At 63.6% G+C, this 14,194-nt stretch carries 13 protein-coding genes and 2 pseudogenes; 7 read left to right on the top strand and 8 right to left on the bottom strand.

Features of this window, described 5'->3' with window-relative positions; genetic code table 11:
- The first annotated feature begins 31 nt into the window (after window positions 1-31).
- A complete protein-coding gene (locus tag C3B44_RS02175; RefSeq protein ID WP_108430920.1) occupies window positions 32-895 on the top strand; it encodes a dienelactone hydrolase family protein in 864 nt (287 codons plus the stop codon).
- Here C3B44_RS02175 and C3B44_RS02170 read toward each other — a convergent pair.
- The 3 genes from C3B44_RS02170 to C3B44_RS02160 are packed head-to-tail and all read right to left on the bottom strand — an operon-like array spanning window position 892 to window position 2,923.
- Window positions 892-1,104 (bottom strand): hypothetical protein, encoded by a 213-nt coding sequence (locus C3B44_RS02170; protein ID WP_108430919.1) that lies wholly within the window; start codon window positions 1,102-1,104, stop codon window positions 892-894. The genes C3B44_RS02175 and C3B44_RS02170 overlap by 4 nt on opposite strands.
- Complete coding sequence (locus tag C3B44_RS02165; RefSeq protein ID WP_159077374.1) at window positions 1,101-2,606, bottom strand: hypothetical protein; 1,506 nt, start codon at window positions 2,604-2,606, stop codon at window positions 1,101-1,103. The genes C3B44_RS02170 and C3B44_RS02165 overlap by 4 nt, the downstream gene beginning before the upstream one ends.
- Before the next feature lie 8 nt (window positions 2,607-2,614).
- Window positions 2,615-2,923 carry a hypothetical protein gene (locus C3B44_RS02160; RefSeq protein WP_108430917.1) on the bottom strand — a complete coding sequence of 103 codons (309 nt, stop codon included), beginning with the start codon at window positions 2,921-2,923 and terminating at the stop codon, window positions 2,615-2,617.
- A gap of 575 nt (window positions 2,924-3,498) precedes the next feature.
- On the opposite strand from C3B44_RS02160, the pseudogene C3B44_RS02155 reads away from it, so the two are divergent.
- The 4 genes and pseudogenes from C3B44_RS02155 to C3B44_RS02140 all read left to right on the top strand — a co-directional run.
- A pseudogene (locus C3B44_RS02155) lies at window positions 3,499-4,413 on the top strand (PTS sugar transporter subunit IIC); the annotation flags it as partial.
- A pseudogene (locus C3B44_RS02150) lies at window positions 4,397-5,313 on the top strand (DUF7916 family protein). The pseudogenes C3B44_RS02155 and C3B44_RS02150, both read left to right, overlap by 17 nt.
- A gap of 20 nt (window positions 5,314-5,333) precedes the next feature.
- On the top strand, window positions 5,334-5,642 hold the full coding sequence (locus C3B44_RS02145) for a PTS sugar transporter subunit IIB (protein ID WP_108430916.1): 309 nt from the start codon (window positions 5,334-5,336) through the stop codon (window positions 5,640-5,642).
- Window positions 5,643-5,960 carry a PTS lactose/cellobiose transporter subunit IIA gene (locus C3B44_RS02140; protein WP_108430915.1) on the top strand — a complete coding sequence of 106 codons (318 nt, stop codon included), beginning with the start codon at window positions 5,643-5,645 and terminating at the stop codon, window positions 5,958-5,960.
- Window positions 5,961-5,995: 35 nt separating this feature from the next.
- Here the strand turns inward: C3B44_RS02140 and glmM are convergent, their stop codons facing one another.
- Window positions 5,996-7,339 carry a phosphoglucosamine mutase gene (gene glmM / locus C3B44_RS02135; RefSeq protein ID WP_108430914.1) on the bottom strand — a complete coding sequence of 448 codons (1,344 nt, stop codon included), beginning with the start codon at window positions 7,337-7,339 and terminating at the stop codon, window positions 5,996-5,998.
- Window positions 7,340-7,472: 133 nt separating this feature from the next.
- On the opposite strand from glmM, the gene C3B44_RS02130 reads away from it, so the two are divergent.
- Window positions 7,473-9,050: an alanine/glycine:cation symporter family protein gene (locus C3B44_RS02130; RefSeq protein ID WP_108430913.1), complete on the top strand. Its 1,578-nt coding sequence runs from the start codon at window positions 7,473-7,475 to the stop codon at window positions 9,048-9,050.
- Between the two features lie 107 nt (window positions 9,051-9,157).
- Here C3B44_RS02130 and C3B44_RS02125 read toward each other — a convergent pair whose 3' ends face one another.
- Both C3B44_RS02125 and C3B44_RS12050 read right to left on the bottom strand, forming a co-directional pair.
- Entirely contained in the window at window positions 9,158-10,330 is a 1,173-nt protein-coding gene (locus tag C3B44_RS02125) for an ArsB/NhaD family transporter (protein ID WP_108430912.1), read from the bottom strand.
- Window positions 10,331-10,544: 214 nt separating this feature from the next.
- On the bottom strand, window positions 10,545-10,667 hold the full coding sequence (locus C3B44_RS12050) for a hypothetical protein (protein WP_278320637.1): 123 nt from the start codon (window positions 10,665-10,667) through the stop codon (window positions 10,545-10,547).
- A 200-nt stretch (window positions 10,668-10,867) separates the two neighbouring features.
- Here C3B44_RS12050 and C3B44_RS02120 point away from each other — a divergent pair, with 200 nt between their 5' ends.
- Entirely contained in the window at window positions 10,868-12,121 is a 1,254-nt protein-coding gene (locus C3B44_RS02120) for an IS256 family transposase (RefSeq protein WP_108430911.1), read from the top strand.
- Between the two features lie 835 nt (window positions 12,122-12,956).
- On the opposite strand, the gene rpsI is transcribed toward C3B44_RS02120, so the two are convergent.
- Window positions 12,957-13,508, bottom strand: coding sequence for a 30S ribosomal protein S9 (gene rpsI, locus C3B44_RS02115; RefSeq protein WP_108430910.1), 552 nt, complete (start codon window positions 13,506-13,508; stop codon window positions 12,957-12,959).
- A complete protein-coding gene (rplM, locus tag C3B44_RS02110; RefSeq protein WP_108430909.1) occupies window positions 13,508-13,951 on the bottom strand; it encodes a 50S ribosomal protein L13 in 444 nt (147 codons plus the stop codon). Before rplM ends, rpsI begins: the two co-directional genes overlap by 1 nt.
- Window positions 13,952-14,194 lie beyond the last annotated feature (243 nt).

Genomic DNA, 14,194 nt, shown 5'->3' with positions numbered 1-14,194 from the left:
ACCTCAGGTAATTTCCACTACTCTGGGTGCCGTGTCTGCGAACCTGAAGAAGTCTCTGTCCAAGCTCTCCAAGCGGGGCCCGCACCGCGTGCTGGTCGGCGACCTCGCGTACGCCGGCTTAGAAGGCAAGGTCTACACCCCCGCCGAGGGCGATGGCCTGCCCGCCGTGGCTTTCGGCCACGACTGGATGAAGCGGCCGAAGCACTACCACGCCACGCTGCGCCACCTGGCGAGCTGGGGAATCGTCGCCGGCGCGCCGGCCACCGAGCGGGGCATCAACCCGGATCACACCGGGTTCGCCGCCGATTTAGATTCGACCCTCCAGATCCTCGCCGGCGTGCGCCTCGGCCACGGCAAAGCCACCGTGAACCCGGGCCGGCTCGGCTTGGTTGGCCACGGCATGGGCGCGGGCGCTGCGGTGCTGGCCGCCGCCAACAATGAGCGGGTGAAGGCCGTCGGCGCTCTCTTCCCGGCCGAGGTCTCCCCCTCCTCCTACGACGCCGCCCGCAACGTGAAGGTGCCGGGCATGATCGTCGGCTCCGGCACGGGCGAGCTCTTCGGCGCCGGCAATCCGGAGAAGCTGGCGAACTGGTGGGGCGGCGAGGCCGTCTACCGCGAGGTCGACGGCATTAACCAGCAGACCTTCTCCGAGGACACGCTGTTCAAGATCGCTTTCGGCATCGGCTGGCCGCAGCCCTCCGGCCAGGAGCGCGTGCGCGGCCTGCTCACCGGCTACCTGCTGCACCAGCTCACCGGCGACAATGACTACTCCGATTATTCGGAGGAGCTCGCCGAGAGCCCGAAGATCGAAAGCGTTAGCCGGGCTGAGCTGGCCGAGCGTGTCGACGACAACGTCGAAGGCATGACCCGCGCCATCGCCCAGCCGGAGAACTAGTCGCGGCGTAACACCCCCTTGACGCGGGCGTCGGTATGCCGGCGGGCGTGCTGCGGGTGCCGACGGCCCCGCTCCCCCTTCCGCGCCGCAGAGCGCGCCACATTGTTCTCGACGTCCTCCTGGACTTTCTGCAGGTTCTTTTCGAATTCCAACATGCGCGCCGCGGTGCGTTGACGAAACTGGCGGGCAAATTCTTCGAAGTCGTTCACCAGCTACCTGCCTTTCGGGTGCGGTTTCCGTCGTCGGGCTCATCCTCAGGACCATGCTCTGGCGCCGGTGGCGGTGGTGGCTCCGGGACATCCGGCACCGGCGCCGCGCTAGCGGCTGATGCCGGCTGTGGTGCCGGCGGTGGTGGCTGCGGAGGATCGAGTTTCTTCGGTGGTGGGTCCGGCTCCGGCACCTGGTCGAGCTTCTTCGGAGGTGGATCTGGCTCGGGTACTTCGTCGAGCTTCGGTGGCGGAGCTGGTTCAGGTTCGGGTTCGGGTTCCGACTCCGGCGTCTCCGCGGGCTCGCAGCAATTAACCGCCTCGATCAGGGCAACCACCCCGATAGCTAAAAGGCCTAACCCGGCGCTGCCGGTAGTACCTATACACGGCTCGGGGCCGACTTCAGTGACTGCCTCGCAATAGCACTGCTCGACCTGCTGGCAGGCCTCCTCGGTGATGTTGACCTCGATGATCTCCGGCTCCGGCGTCGGCGGCACCTGTGGCGGCTTAGGCTCAGGCGCCGGAGCTGGAGGCATATCTACCGCTAGCGGCGGGCAGGCCTGGGCTGCGATCGTGGCCAGCGCCCCGGCCGCCTGGAGCGCTACCTGCCCAGACGAGTGCGCTACCGGTTGCGCTGGTATTTCGGCAGCCGGGTTCGGATCCTTCGGCGGCGGGCAGTCCGGCGCGGACGGTTCCTGCGCAACCGTCTTTTCCGGAATAGGTTTCTCCGGAACCGGCTTCTCGCTCATGGGCTCCGGCTGCGGCTGCGGCTTAGCGACGGGCGCCTCCCCACCATCACCAGGCTTCTCCGGTGCAGGTTTCTCCGGACCGGGTTTCTCCGGACCCGGCTCCGATTCCGGCTCCGGCTCCGGCGCGGGCTTGGGAGGGTCTTTTTCTTCGTCGTCGCAGTGCTCTTCGCAGCGGCGGATCCACTCATCCAAGCAGCTTCCGATCATCTCGTCACGGTCGTGGCAGGTCTCCACGCTCGTCGACAGGGCGCTTTCGATGAGTGTCGTGCCGGCCGTGATGAGGATCCCCAACAGCCGGCTGTGCGGAATAAGGAGCATGATCTGGCCCAGCACCCTCAGCATGGGGATCACGGCGATGAGGATCTCGCTGATGCCGGTATCGGCGTCCCTTTCGATGCTGTCGATCGCCGCGCAGCACTGCGCCATCTCTTCATCGAGCTGGCAGGCCTTGTCGAGCTGGCGGTCATGCCGATCATTTTCGTCCTTGAAACGCCCGCTCATGACCCCGTCCGCGATCCCGGAGGCTAAGTCGCTGAGAGGACCCAGGACGTCGAAACGCGGCCGGCCCCGCCCGCGCCCGCCGCCCACGGCGGTACTCACCGCGCTACGCAGCGCCGGCGTATCGAGGCCGTCGATCGAGCCGAGCGCATGACGCAGCTGCGAGATGGTGGTCTCCGGGCCGGCGTAGCCGCCTTTGGCGGCAACGGTGAACTCGTTGACGGCGCTCGCGAATTCGTCGACCAACTGGGAAATCATGCGTGTCGTCACGACGACCTCCCGGACAAGCGGGCGGCGAAGTTGTCATCCGCCTCGCGTAGGACGGCGACCTGGCGGTCGCCGGCGTCGGAGGCGGCCAGCAGGGCGTCGATACGCACTTGCCCCGCAGCATGCAGACGCTGCAGCGCCGCGTCCAACCGGCGGGCGGTGGCGCTGAAATCGCGGCCCGCGGCCTGCGGCGGGACGTGCGGCCGGGCGCTGGCATGGGCCGTGCTGGCATCGGCGGCCGTCGACTTAAGCCCCCGAAGCTTCTCGACGAGCTGGTCCGAATCGAACAATAAGGCTGAATCCGTCATGGGCGATGCGGTGTCCTTCCCCTTCGTGTGTGCGGGCTAACCGCCGGCGGCGGGCCCGCCGGGTGCCCGCTCGCGTGACGGGCCCCGACACCAGATATGACTGGCGGGAAAGACGGATGGTTCCCGTGGGTTTCCTTCGCTTAAGGCCCATCCCCAAAGCGTGCCGTCCATGGGAAGCCGTCACACGGGTTCTACTGACACAAGCTCTTTAGTATTACTTAACAAAGATATTGTCTAGTCCCATAGTTCACAGTATCTTTAGGACGTAGGATGTCCGACGGGTATGAGTCCTGTGCCTGCCTGCGAGGATGTTCTTCCTGAGTCAACTAGAAGAATCCATGTCACAGAAAGTTGAATCCAATGTCAAAGTTGGAAAACTTCGCCGCTAAGGCGATGCCTATTGCGGGCCGCATCGCACAGAACAAGTGGCTGACCTCCGTGCGTGACGGTGTCATCTACGCAATGCCACTCCTCATCATCGGCTCATTCCTCATTCCCCGGCTGGGAGGACTACCTGACCGAAATAGGCGTGTCCGCCTACCTGTGGAAGGGGGTGAACAGCTCTTTCGGCCTCCTACATGGCATCGCAGGGGCTGTTCGTGGCTATCGTTCTCGGCCTCATCAACGGCTGGGTCTACCAGTGGTTTATCAATCACAACATTCAGCTGCGGATGCCTGAGGGCGTGCCCCCGGCCGTCGCCAAGAGCCTGAGCGCTATCGTCCCGGGCGCGGTCCTCGTCGTGGCCTGGCTCATCGTCTACGCGCTGCTCGACGCCCTCAGCTTGCCTGACATTCACTCCATCATTCAGGCTGTCGTCGCCGGGCCTCTTGGTCTGCTCGGCTCCAACGTCTTCGGCATCTTCATCCTCATCCTCTTGAACTGCGCGTTCTGGTTCCTCGGAATCCACGGAGGCAGCGTTGTCGACGGGATCATGAAGCCCGTGTGGATCGCTAACCTCGACGAGAACCGCGCAACCTACGAGGCGGGCCAAGAGCTGCCGAACATCTTCACTCTTTCCTTCACGGAAAACTTCGTCTATCTCGGCGGTTCCGGCGCTGCCCTCGGCCTAGGTATTGCGTTGTTCGTCATGTCCCGCAAGCGCAAGGCTTCCCAGCGATCCAAGACCCTCGGCCCGCTGGTCATGCTCCCCGGCTGGTTCAACATTAACGAGCCGATGATGTTCGGCGTGCCGGTTGTGTTAAACCCCCTGCTCATCGTTCCCTTCGTCGCCGCACCGATCATCAACATGCTCATTACGTACGTGTGCATGAAGGTGGGCATCGTGCCCCTGACCTACGTCACCCCGGGCTGGACCACGCCGCCGATCATCTCCGGTGTGCTCGCCACTGGCAGCATCATGGGCTCAATACTTCAGCTCGTCCTGGTGATCATTGACGTTTGCCTCTACCTTCCCTTCATCTTCACCCAGGAGCGCAAGTGGAAGACCGAGGAAGCGCCTGACGCTGCCACCGATGCGGAAAGGGCATAAAACTGTGCGCCGACTTATTAGTGCCAACGCCTCGGAAATCCTCAACGCCAGCACTGCCGAGCTCATCGAAGCCATTCGCGCCTCCGAGGGACGCGTGATCCTCAGCGAAAACGTCGCCCCGCGTCAGGCCTTCATCGAGGACATCACGAACGCGGAGATTGCCCGGGCCTTTGGCGCGAACCTCATCCTTTTGAACTTGGTGGACGTATTCAACCCTGTCGTTTCCGGCCTGGACTGCGAGCCGGAGAAGCTCGTGGAGCGCTTGCACGAGCTCACTGGACTCCCGATTGGGGTCAACCTCGAGCCGGTCGATCCGGACGTCGACATGATGGATGAGCGCCTTGACGTCGCACGCGGCCGTACCGTGAACGCTGAATCCGTCGCCGCCTTATCCTCCCTCGGGTTTGACTTCGTGTGCCTCACCGGCAACCCGGGTACCGGGGTGACCAACGCTCACATCGCCGCAGCGATTTCCACCGTGAAGGCCGGCTTCGACGGCTTCATCATCGCGGGCAAGATGCACGCGGCCGGAGTCAACGAGCCCATCATCGACAAAGACTCCGTCCGGCAGTTCATCGACGCGGGAGCAGACATCATCCTGGCGCCGGCCGTGGGCACCGTGCCTGGTTTCACGGCGGAGGAGCTGACCTCCATTGTGGACGTGGCTCATGGCGCAGGTGCGCTGGTCATGACGGCGATCGGCACCAGTCAGGAGGGCTCCGACCCGCAGGTCATTCGCGCATTGCCTTGACCAACAAGATCTGTGATGCCGACATTCAACACATCGGTGACGCCGGCTACGGCGGCGTGGCCCCCGGGGTGAATATCAACACGCTGAGCGACGCTATTCGCGGCGTAAGGCACACGGTTTCCCACATGGCACGTTCAGTTCGACGATAGTGAAAGAAAGGAACTATACGATGCAGAAGATCAGCATTCTTCTCGCCTGTGTGTCCGGCATGTCAACCAGCATGATGGTGCAGAAGATGAAGGAGGCGGCCTCCCAGCGCGGGATTGAGGTCTTCATCGACGCGGTCTCGACCGCGGAGGCACTGGAATCCACCGGCGACTACGACGTTCTCCTCCTCGGGCCCCAGGTCGCCTACATGGAGAACGAGTTTCAGTCCAAGGTCAGCATCCCGGTGGGCGTCATCCCGATGATGATGTACGGCACCATGAACGGCGAGGGCGCGCTCGACTATGCCGTCACTGTGAAGGAAGGCAAGTAAATGGCCGAGCCGGCTAACTCGGAATCGGCCATGGGCCTGATCCTCCATGGCGGAACGGCACGCAGCCATGCCATGAACGCCATCCGTGAGGCCAAGGCGGGAGACTTCGAGGCCGCCCGTGCGTCTCTCGCCGAGGCTGACAAGTCTTTCATCGAGGCTCACGCATTCCAGAAGGCCCTTCTCACGCAAGAGGTTCGTGGCGGCTCGACGGAGCTATCCCTCCTGCTCATCCATGGCGAGGACCACCTCATGACCGCGCAGGTGATCAAGGACCTGGCCGTAGAGTTCGTCGATTTATACGAAAGGATCGACGCGTAACGCCGCGCCGCCCGGGCTAAGCCCGGGCCAAGCGCTTACACCGCGGCGGCCACGGCCGCGATGCGCCCGGCGACCTTGCGGGCCTGTTCCTCGTCGGCGGCTTCGACCATGACGCGGAAGATCTCCTCGGTTCCCGACGGGCGCAAAAGCACCCGGCCGGCATCCCCGAGCTCCTCTTCGGCGGCGGCACGGCAGGAGATCACGTCGTCGTTGCTCAAGATGATCGACTTATCGGAGACCGGCACGTTGATGAGGACCTGGGGTAAGACGGTCATGACGTCGGCAAGCTCGGCCAGCGACTTGCCCGTGGTGGCCATGCGCTTCATCAGGTGCAGACCCGTGAGGGTGCCGTCGCCGGTGGTGGCGTACTCGGAGAACACGACGTGGCCGGACTGCTCGCCGCCTAAGTCGTAGCCGCCGCGGTTGAGTTCTTCCAAGACGTAGCGGTCGCCCACCTTGGTGTCGATGACCTTAATGCCCTCGCGCTCCATGGCGAGCCGCAAGCCGAGGTTCGACATCACCGTCGCCACGAGGGTGCTGTGGCGCAAATCGTTGTCCTCGTTGAGCGCGACGGCGAGGATCGCCATGATCTGATCGCCGTCGACAACGTTGCCCTCCGCGTCGACCGCCAGGCAGCGATCGGCGTCGCCATCGTGGGCGAGCCCCAGGTCCGCGCCGTATTCGACGACGGCCTGCTGGATCTGCTCGATGTGGGTGGAGCCGCAGTTGTCGTTGATGTTGTAGGAATCCGGACGGTTGTGGATCGGCGTGACCTGCGCGCCCGCTGCCTCGTACGCCAAGGGTGCGACGGCGCTGGCGGCACCGTTGGCGGTGTCGACGACCACGTGGATGCCGCTGAGGTCGGTCTGCATCGCGTCGGCGAGGTGGCTGAGGTAGCGCGAGCGGGCGTCCGGGGCTTCTTCGATGATGCGGCCGATGCTCGTGCCGGTGGGGCCCTGCTCCTGGAGATCCTGCATAGTCTCCTCGATCTCGTTTTCGACGTCGTCGGGAAGCTTGTGCCCGCCGGCCGAGAAGAACTTGATGCCGTTATCGGGCATCGGGTTGTGCGACGCGGAGATCATCACCCCCAAATCAGCGCCATAATCATCCGTGAGGAAGGCAACGCCGGGGGTGGGTAGGACGCCGACGCGTAAAACGTCGACACCCCGCGAGGCCAAGCCTGCGGACAGGGCGGCGGCGAGCATCTCGCCGGAGACGCGCGGGTCTCGGCCGATGATCGCGGTCGGGCGGCGTTTGTGAGAGCGGCGGTCCTTGGTCAGCACCACTGCCGCCGCCGCCCCAAGGCGCAGGGCGAGGGACGCGGTGAGCTTTTCGTTCGCGAGTCCGCGAACGCCGTCGGTTCCGAAGAGTCGAGTCATAAGAAATATTATGCCTGCCCGCCCGGCTACATCCCCCACGTGTGGTTGATATACCTTTTCCGGTAGCCATTAGTGCAACTTTCATATTAACTACGGGTACTGTGTCCTAAATCTCGCACGACCGGAAGTCTCTATGGATCAGATTGATCAGTTAATCGAGTCTGGGCTCGGCCCCGTAGCCGACATTCTGGACGCTATTGTCTTCTTCGAGCTGCCGATCGCCGGCGGTATCCCCTTGATCGTCATCTGGCTGATGGCCGCGGCGATCTTCCTCACCGTCTGGCTGGGCTTCCAGCCGATTACCGGTATCAAGCACTCCTTCAACGTCATCCGAGGCAAGTTCAACCGCAAGACCGACCCCGGCGAAATCTCCACCTTCCAGGCGCTGGCCCCCGAGCTTTCGGGCACGATCGGCCTCGGCAACATCGCGGGCGTGGCGGTGGCGATCTCCGTCGGTGGGCCCGGCGCCGCGCTCTGGATCGTCGTCTTCGGCCTCATCGGCATGAGCGTGAAGATGTCAGAGGCCACCCTCGGCGTCATGTTCCGCAAGGTGCGTGACGACGGCACCATCGCCGGCGGGCCCATGTACTACCTGCGTGACGGTCTCCGCAAGGTCGGTTGGGTCAAAACCGGCAGCGTGCTCGCGTGGCTCTACGCCCTGTTCACTTTGCTCGGCCTCTACGGCGCGGACCTCTTCCAGTCCAACCAGGTCGCCGAGATCGTCTCCGAGTCTTCCGGCTCCGAGTTCTTGCAGCAGAACAACTGGGTGATCGGCATCGTCATCGCCACCCTGGTGGGCATCGTGATCATCGGGGGTGTGAAGTCGATCGGCAAGTGGACCGGCCGCATCACCCCGGCCATGGCCGCGATCTACATGATCTCCGTGACCGCGGTGAGCATCGTCAACATCAACGACGTCCCGGCGGCACTGGCCTCCATGGTCACGGGCATGATCACTCCGGAAGGCGTGACCGGCGGCGTCATCGGTGTCGCGGTCGTCGGCATCCAGCGTGCGCTGTTTTCCAACGCGGCCGGTGTGGGTACCGCCGGCTTCGCGCACTCGGCCTCCAAGACCCGCCGGCCCGCGACCGAGGGCTTCACCGCGATGTGGGGACCGTTCTTCGACTCGGTCATCGTCTGCATGCTCACCGCCACCGCCATCGTGGTCACCGGCGTCTACGAGGGCGCCGGCGAAGACGTCGAAGGCGTGGCGCTGACCGCCTCCGCCTTCGGCACGGTCGCCGGTTGGTTCCCGTACCTGCTCACGGTCTGTGTCGCACTGTTCGGCTTCTCGACGGTCCTCGCCTACTCCTACTACTTCGAGCAGGCAGCCACCTACATCTTCGGCCACAGCGACGGCGTGCGCTGGACCGTCAAGGTCATCTGGGTCATCGGCCCCATCATCGGCGCCTCTGCCTCGCTGGATGCGGCGATCACTTTCGCCGACGCCTCCTTCTTCCTCATGGCGATCCCGAACCTCTTGGGCATCTACTTCCTGTCCAACGTGCTGCGCCGCGAGATCCTCTCCTACCGCAAGTCGCTATCCCGCGGGCAGATCACCGCGATTCCCGACGAAGACCTCCAGGTCGGCATGGGCAACCACGAGCCGACCGCCGAACAGGTCGAGCACGCCGAGGCCGTCGAGCGCGGCGAGCGCGAACCCGATACCGGACCGCAAGAGGTCGATCCGGACGAGTTGGTGAAGCGTTAGGCGTTGTGCGGGGTGGTTACGGGCTGGTGTGTGCTACTCACTTTGAGAGGTGCTAGCGCTGCATGAGGCCAGGCGGGCCCGGATCCCGGCGTTCAGCCGGAGGCGTTCTAACCGACCTGCGCGATAAGGACCGCGGTGGGAATCCCGACCGCTATCGGCACGATCGCCAGCCCGGCGAAGATGAAGCGCTTCCACCCGAACTGAACGCCTACTCGTTTCAGCTGGTCGTGCCACAACAGCGTGGCCAGCGACGCCCACGGAGTAATCAATGGGCCAGCGTTGACCCCAATCAGCAAGGCTGTCACCCCGGCCGGGATTGTCACCGCCGGCTCTAACATCAGATACGCCGGAATGTTGTTGATGACGTTGCTCGCTACCACCCCGGCGCCGGCCACCGCATACAACCCACCCGGGGTATCGCCTGCCCCACCGAGTAGATCTTGGACCACGGCGGCACCGCCCAAGATGTTGATCAGCGTCGCCAATACTGAAAAGCCGGTGGCCAACACCAGCGCCGACCATGGCACCAGATCCAGGCTGATGCTTTCTCGACGTTGCCACCACGCCGCGCAGAGCAGGATGCCGGCGGCGAATGTGCTCGATACCCAATAAGGAATCGGCGAGACGAGCGCGGGCAGAAGGCAGCCGATCACCACGAGGGCGAGTACTAGGAGCGGATCTTTCTGCGCCCGAGGATGCGGGGCCGTAACCGCGTGGCCGGTTGCCGCGCGCAGTTGCACCAGCCATGAGGCTGCACCCACCACCGCCAGCGCAGCGATCGCCGGCAAAAACACATAGTGCTGATACCCCGCGGGGGAAGAGAAGTAGCCGCCCCCGACGGCAAGGAGGTTCGTCAGGTTGGACACCGGCAGCACGAGGGATCCGATGTTTGCGATCCACACCACCGAGATCGCGGTGGCCATCACCGAAAGCCCGTTTCTTCGGGCCAGCACGATCGCCAGCGGAGTGATCAAGATAGCGGTGGTATCCAGCGAAAAGAAGACCGTCACGAGCACCGCGAGCACCAGGATTCCTACCCAGATGACAGCCTTCCGCGCCTCCGTCGATCGCGGAGCGCGGTGTTCGATCCAGCGGGTGACTTCCTCGAAGGCACCGAAATCGGAGGCGAGATTGACTACGACCGACATCCCGATGACGAATCCGAAGATCGGCAGAAGCCGGGCGAAAAGCTCACCGGCTTGCGCAGGATCCAGCCACACCAACAAGGCGGAGAAGATGAGCGTGCCCGCTGCCAGGCAAGCAAGCGCTGACTTGTTCATGGCTTCCAGGTTTACGCCTCTATGTGTTGCGAGCACCGGCTCGGGTGAAACGATCGAAGCTGGCCGTGGACTGCCCCGTCACCCGGGCGTCTTTGAGCCAGCGCACCTCACGATACACAGCCGGCGGGCACGCGAGTAGCCGGCGCTTAACCGTCAGATGCGAAGAAAACATCCCCGCAGCACACATGTACTGCGGGGACGGCGGGTCGATTCCCTAGTTGGAAGGGGACTGACTCCTTAAGGCTCCAAGCACACCGGCATAACACATCGCCGAAATCAGGATGACCGGGAAGGAGGTCAGCGCGTCGACGATGGCGCCCTCCTTAACGATCACCATCGTGACCACGCCCACGATCCAACCAGCGAGGGGAAGGCAGAGGGTTTTCTTCCTGTCTCAGCTAGGAGTAATGCCCCTTAAGGTGGTGTAACTCGGTGGCCGAGATCGTCTGCAGATTCGTGTTGTGCACGGATGTAGAGCGGCCACCGTGTGATCCTTCGAGTCAACCTCTTACCGAATCCTCGAATGGAGTCATCACGATGACCGCACCTCATATCGTCGACCCTGCCGGCCTTCTTGGCCAAGCCCTCGCCGAGGCGTCGCCGGATCTGATGCGCGAGCTGCTGCAGACCATGATCAACGCCTTGCTGTCCGCCGATGCCGACGCCGTCTGCGGGGCGGAGTGGAACGCCCGCTCTGCCGAGCGCACCAACTACCGAAACGGCTACCGCCACCGCCCGCTCGATACGCGGGTTGGCACCGTCGACGTGGCGGTGCCCAAGCTGCGGTCGGGGTCCTACTTTCCCGAGTGGCTGCTCGAGCGCCGCAAGCGTGCTGAGTCCGCGCTGATCACCGTCGTGGCGGATTGCTATCTGGCCGGAGTGTCCACCCGCCGCATGGACAAGCTGGTCAAGACCCTGGGCATCGACTCACTGTCGAAGTCGCAGGTCTCCCGCATGGCCACCGACCTGGATGAGCAGGTCGCCGCGTTCCGGCACCGGCGCCTGGATGAGGCAGGGCCGTTGACTTTCGTCACCGCCGATGCGTTGACGATCAAGGTTCGGGAAAACAAGCAGGTCGTCAAGGCCTCGGTGCTGCTGGCCACCGGGGTCAACGGCGACGGGCACCGCGAGGTGCTGGGCATGCAAGTGGCGACCAGTGAGACCAAGGCCTCGTGGAACACCTTCTTCGCCGACCTGGTCGCCCGCGGCCTGGGCGGCATGCGGCTGGTGACCTCTGATGCGCACGCCGGCCTCGTGGATGCGATCTCGGCGAATCTGCCCGGAGCCGCCTGGCAGCGCTGCCGCACCCACTACGCGGCGAACCTCATGGCGGTGTGCCCGAAGTCCATGTGGCCGGCCGTGAAGGCCATGCTGCACAGCGTCTATGACCAGCCCACCGCAGACGCCGTCAACGCCCAGTTCGACCGACTATTGGACTACACCGAGCACCGGCTGCCCGAGGTCGCCGACCACCTCGGTGACGCTCGAGAGGACCTGCTCGCCTTCACCACGTTCCCCGACGACGTGTGGCGGAAGATCTGGTCCAACAACCCCACCGAGCGGCTCAACCGCGAGATCCGCCGCCGCACCGACGTTGTAGGGATCTTCTCCAACCGGGATGCCATCGTCCGCCTCATCGGCGCCGTCCTGGCCGAGCAGACCGACGAATGGGCCGAAGGACGTCGCTGCCTCGGCCTCGAAGTCCTGAGCCGATGCCGACTCGCCCTGACCACCGACACCAGCTCGCAGACGGAGGTAAACACCGACCCACTGATGCAACTACCCGCCTGACCACCAACGAAGGATCAAAAACCAGTTACACCACTACCAGGGGCTTGACCCAGCTAGGCATCGAGACTCTTAATCCATACCGTTGAAGTGTGACCGGCAGCCAGGACATAGATTTCCCTAGCCCGGGGCATCGAGGTGATACGCGCACACAATTATGACCTTTTATAAGTCAAACACTGTGCACGGTCAATGCTAAGAGCCCAAGGCGACTCCGACGGTGTGGTCTCGTGTACCTATGAGTCTCCCCGGATCCATTGATTCCCGATTACGCACGTGCGTAAAGACCGCTTCGCACTATGCCGCGGCATAGTAAGTCTGGGGCTGTTTCAGCTCGCGGGGTCACTGCGGCGGCCTTGTTAGGGCGAACGCCTGAGGGATTCCGACTCTGTTTTACGCACGTGCGTAAAACCCACTCCACACTATGCCACGGCATAGTAAGTCCGGGGTTACCGAAGACGACTCCGACAGTATGGCCTCGCGCACCTATCAATTCCCCCGGGACCCATCGATTTCCGATTACGCACGTGCGTAAAGACCGCTTCGCACTATGCCGCGGCATAGTAAGTCTGGGGCTGTTTCAGCTCGCGGGGTCACTGCGGCGGCCTTGTTAGGGCGAACGCCTGAGGGATTCCGACTCTGTTTTACGCACGTGCGTAAAACCCACTCCACACTATGCCACGGCATAGTAAGTCCGGGGCTGTTTCAGCTCGCGGGGTCGACTCATTTCAACCTCGCGCACAGACCACACCCCATAAACAACGAATAAACAACGAAAACGCCGCCCGCCCCAAACCAGGAGCAGACGGCGTCTCGACAACGCAGCTGAACCGAAGCTTTAGCGCTTGGAGTACTGCGGTGCGCGGCGGGCCTTGTGCAGACCGGCCTTCTTGCGCTCGACGGCACGAGCGTCACGGGTGAGGTAGCCGGCCTTCTTCAAAGCCGGGCGGTCAGCCGGGTTGTACTTGTTCAGCGCGCGGGCGATAGCCAGGCGCAGGGCACCGGCCTGGCCGGTGGGGCCACCGCCGCCGATGTTGGCCTTGATGTCGAACTGGCCTTCGCGCTCGAGCAGCGTCAGCGGGGAAAGGATGTCCTGCTGGTGCAGCTTGTTCGGGAAGTAGTCGTCCAGGGTGCGGCCGTTGACGAGGATCTCGCCGGTGCCCGGCTTCAGCAGCACGCGGGCGATGGCGCGCTTACGGCGGCCGACGGTCTGGATCGGGCCCTCATTAACAACCGGGGCGGCCTCTTCGACCTCGTCCTCGGCCTCGGTGTTGAGGGTGTCGCCGATGGTGTAGCTGAAGTCCTCGGTCGCGGCCTGGACGGCAGCGATGTCCTCAGCGGAGGCGACGTTGTCCTGCTCCTGCTCGTTGGAGATGTTCGGATCAGTCATTACTGGCTCACCTGCTTGAACTCGAAGGTCTCGGGCTGCTGACCGGCGTACGGGTGCTCGGAGCCGGCGAAGACGTGCAGCTTCTTGATGGACGTGCGGGAAAGCTTGTTGTGCGGCATCATGCCACGCACGGATTCCTCGATCAGTCGCGCCGGGTTGCGGTCGAGAGCCTGACCCAGGGTCATGGTCTTCAGACCACCCGGGTAGCCGGAGTGACGGTAGCGGTTCTCGCGCTCGCGCTTGTTGGAGGAGATGTGGACCTTGTCGGCGTTGATCACGATGACGTGGTCGCCGGTGTCGACGTTCGGTGCGAAGATCGGCTTGTGCTTACCGCGCAGCAGGTCAGCGGCGGTGGAAGCAAGCTTGCCGAGCACCACGTCGGTAGCGTCGATGACGTACCATTTACGGGTAATGTCACCGCTCTTCGGGTGGTAAGTAGACATGCATGACTCCTTTAAAAGTCTGTCTAGAGGTGTGCCGGCCAACTGGTCACGCTCCGTCGACTTCGGCACCACTGTGCTGAAGCCCCCGATGCACCCGCGGCGGCCGGTGGAGACCCGCTGGTGACGCGTAGACGTAACTCGAAACGTTGATTTTAGGACACCTGCTGTTAGGACACCAAAACGCCCGGGGCCGTCTTAAAGACGACTCCCGGGCGAGGTGTAGGCGTCACTGGTCCCAACAGA

Source organism: Corynebacterium yudongzhengii (assembly GCF_003065405.1).
Taxonomy (GTDB): Bacteria; Actinomycetota; Actinomycetes; order Mycobacteriales; family Mycobacteriaceae; genus Corynebacterium; species Corynebacterium yudongzhengii.
The sequence above is the reverse complement of the archived record's forward strand: the minus strand, read 5'-3'. Positions and strand labels throughout refer to the sequence as shown.

Excerpts from the sequence above, each read along its gene's own strand:
- C3B44_RS02130 (WP_108430913.1), top strand. The coding sequence starts at position 7,473 with ATGGATCAGATTGATCAGTTAATCGAGTCTGGGCTCGGCCCCGTAGCC.
- C3B44_RS02125 (WP_108430912.1), bottom strand. The coding sequence starts at position 10,330 with ATGAACAAGTCAGCGCTTGCTTGCCTGGCAGCGGGCACGCTCATCTTC.
- C3B44_RS02160 (WP_108430917.1), bottom strand. The coding sequence starts at position 2,923 with ATGACGGATTCAGCCTTATTGTTCGATTCGGACCAGCTCGTCGAGAAG.
- C3B44_RS02165 (WP_159077374.1), bottom strand. The coding sequence starts at position 2,606 with ATGATTTCCCAGTTGGTCGACGAATTCGCGAGCGCCGTCAACGAGTTC.
- C3B44_RS02145 (WP_108430916.1), top strand. The coding sequence starts at position 5,334 with ATGCAGAAGATCAGCATTCTTCTCGCCTGTGTGTCCGGCATGTCAACC.
- C3B44_RS02120 (WP_108430911.1), top strand. The coding sequence starts at position 10,868 with ATGACCGCACCTCATATCGTCGACCCTGCCGGCCTTCTTGGCCAAGCC.
- C3B44_RS02140 (WP_108430915.1), top strand. The coding sequence starts at position 5,643 with ATGGCCGAGCCGGCTAACTCGGAATCGGCCATGGGCCTGATCCTCCAT.
- C3B44_RS12050 (WP_278320637.1), bottom strand. The coding sequence starts at position 10,667 with ATGGTGATCGTTAAGGAGGGCGCCATCGTCGACGCGCTGACCTCCTTC.
- rpsI (WP_108430910.1), bottom strand. The coding sequence starts at position 13,508 with ATGACTGATCCGAACATCTCCAACGAGCAGGAGCAGGACAACGTCGCC.
- rplM (WP_108430909.1), bottom strand. The coding sequence starts at position 13,951 with ATGTCTACTTACCACCCGAAGAGCGGTGACATTACCCGTAAATGGTAC.
- glmM (WP_108430914.1), bottom strand. The coding sequence starts at position 7,339 with ATGACTCGACTCTTCGGAACCGACGGCGTTCGCGGACTCGCGAACGAA.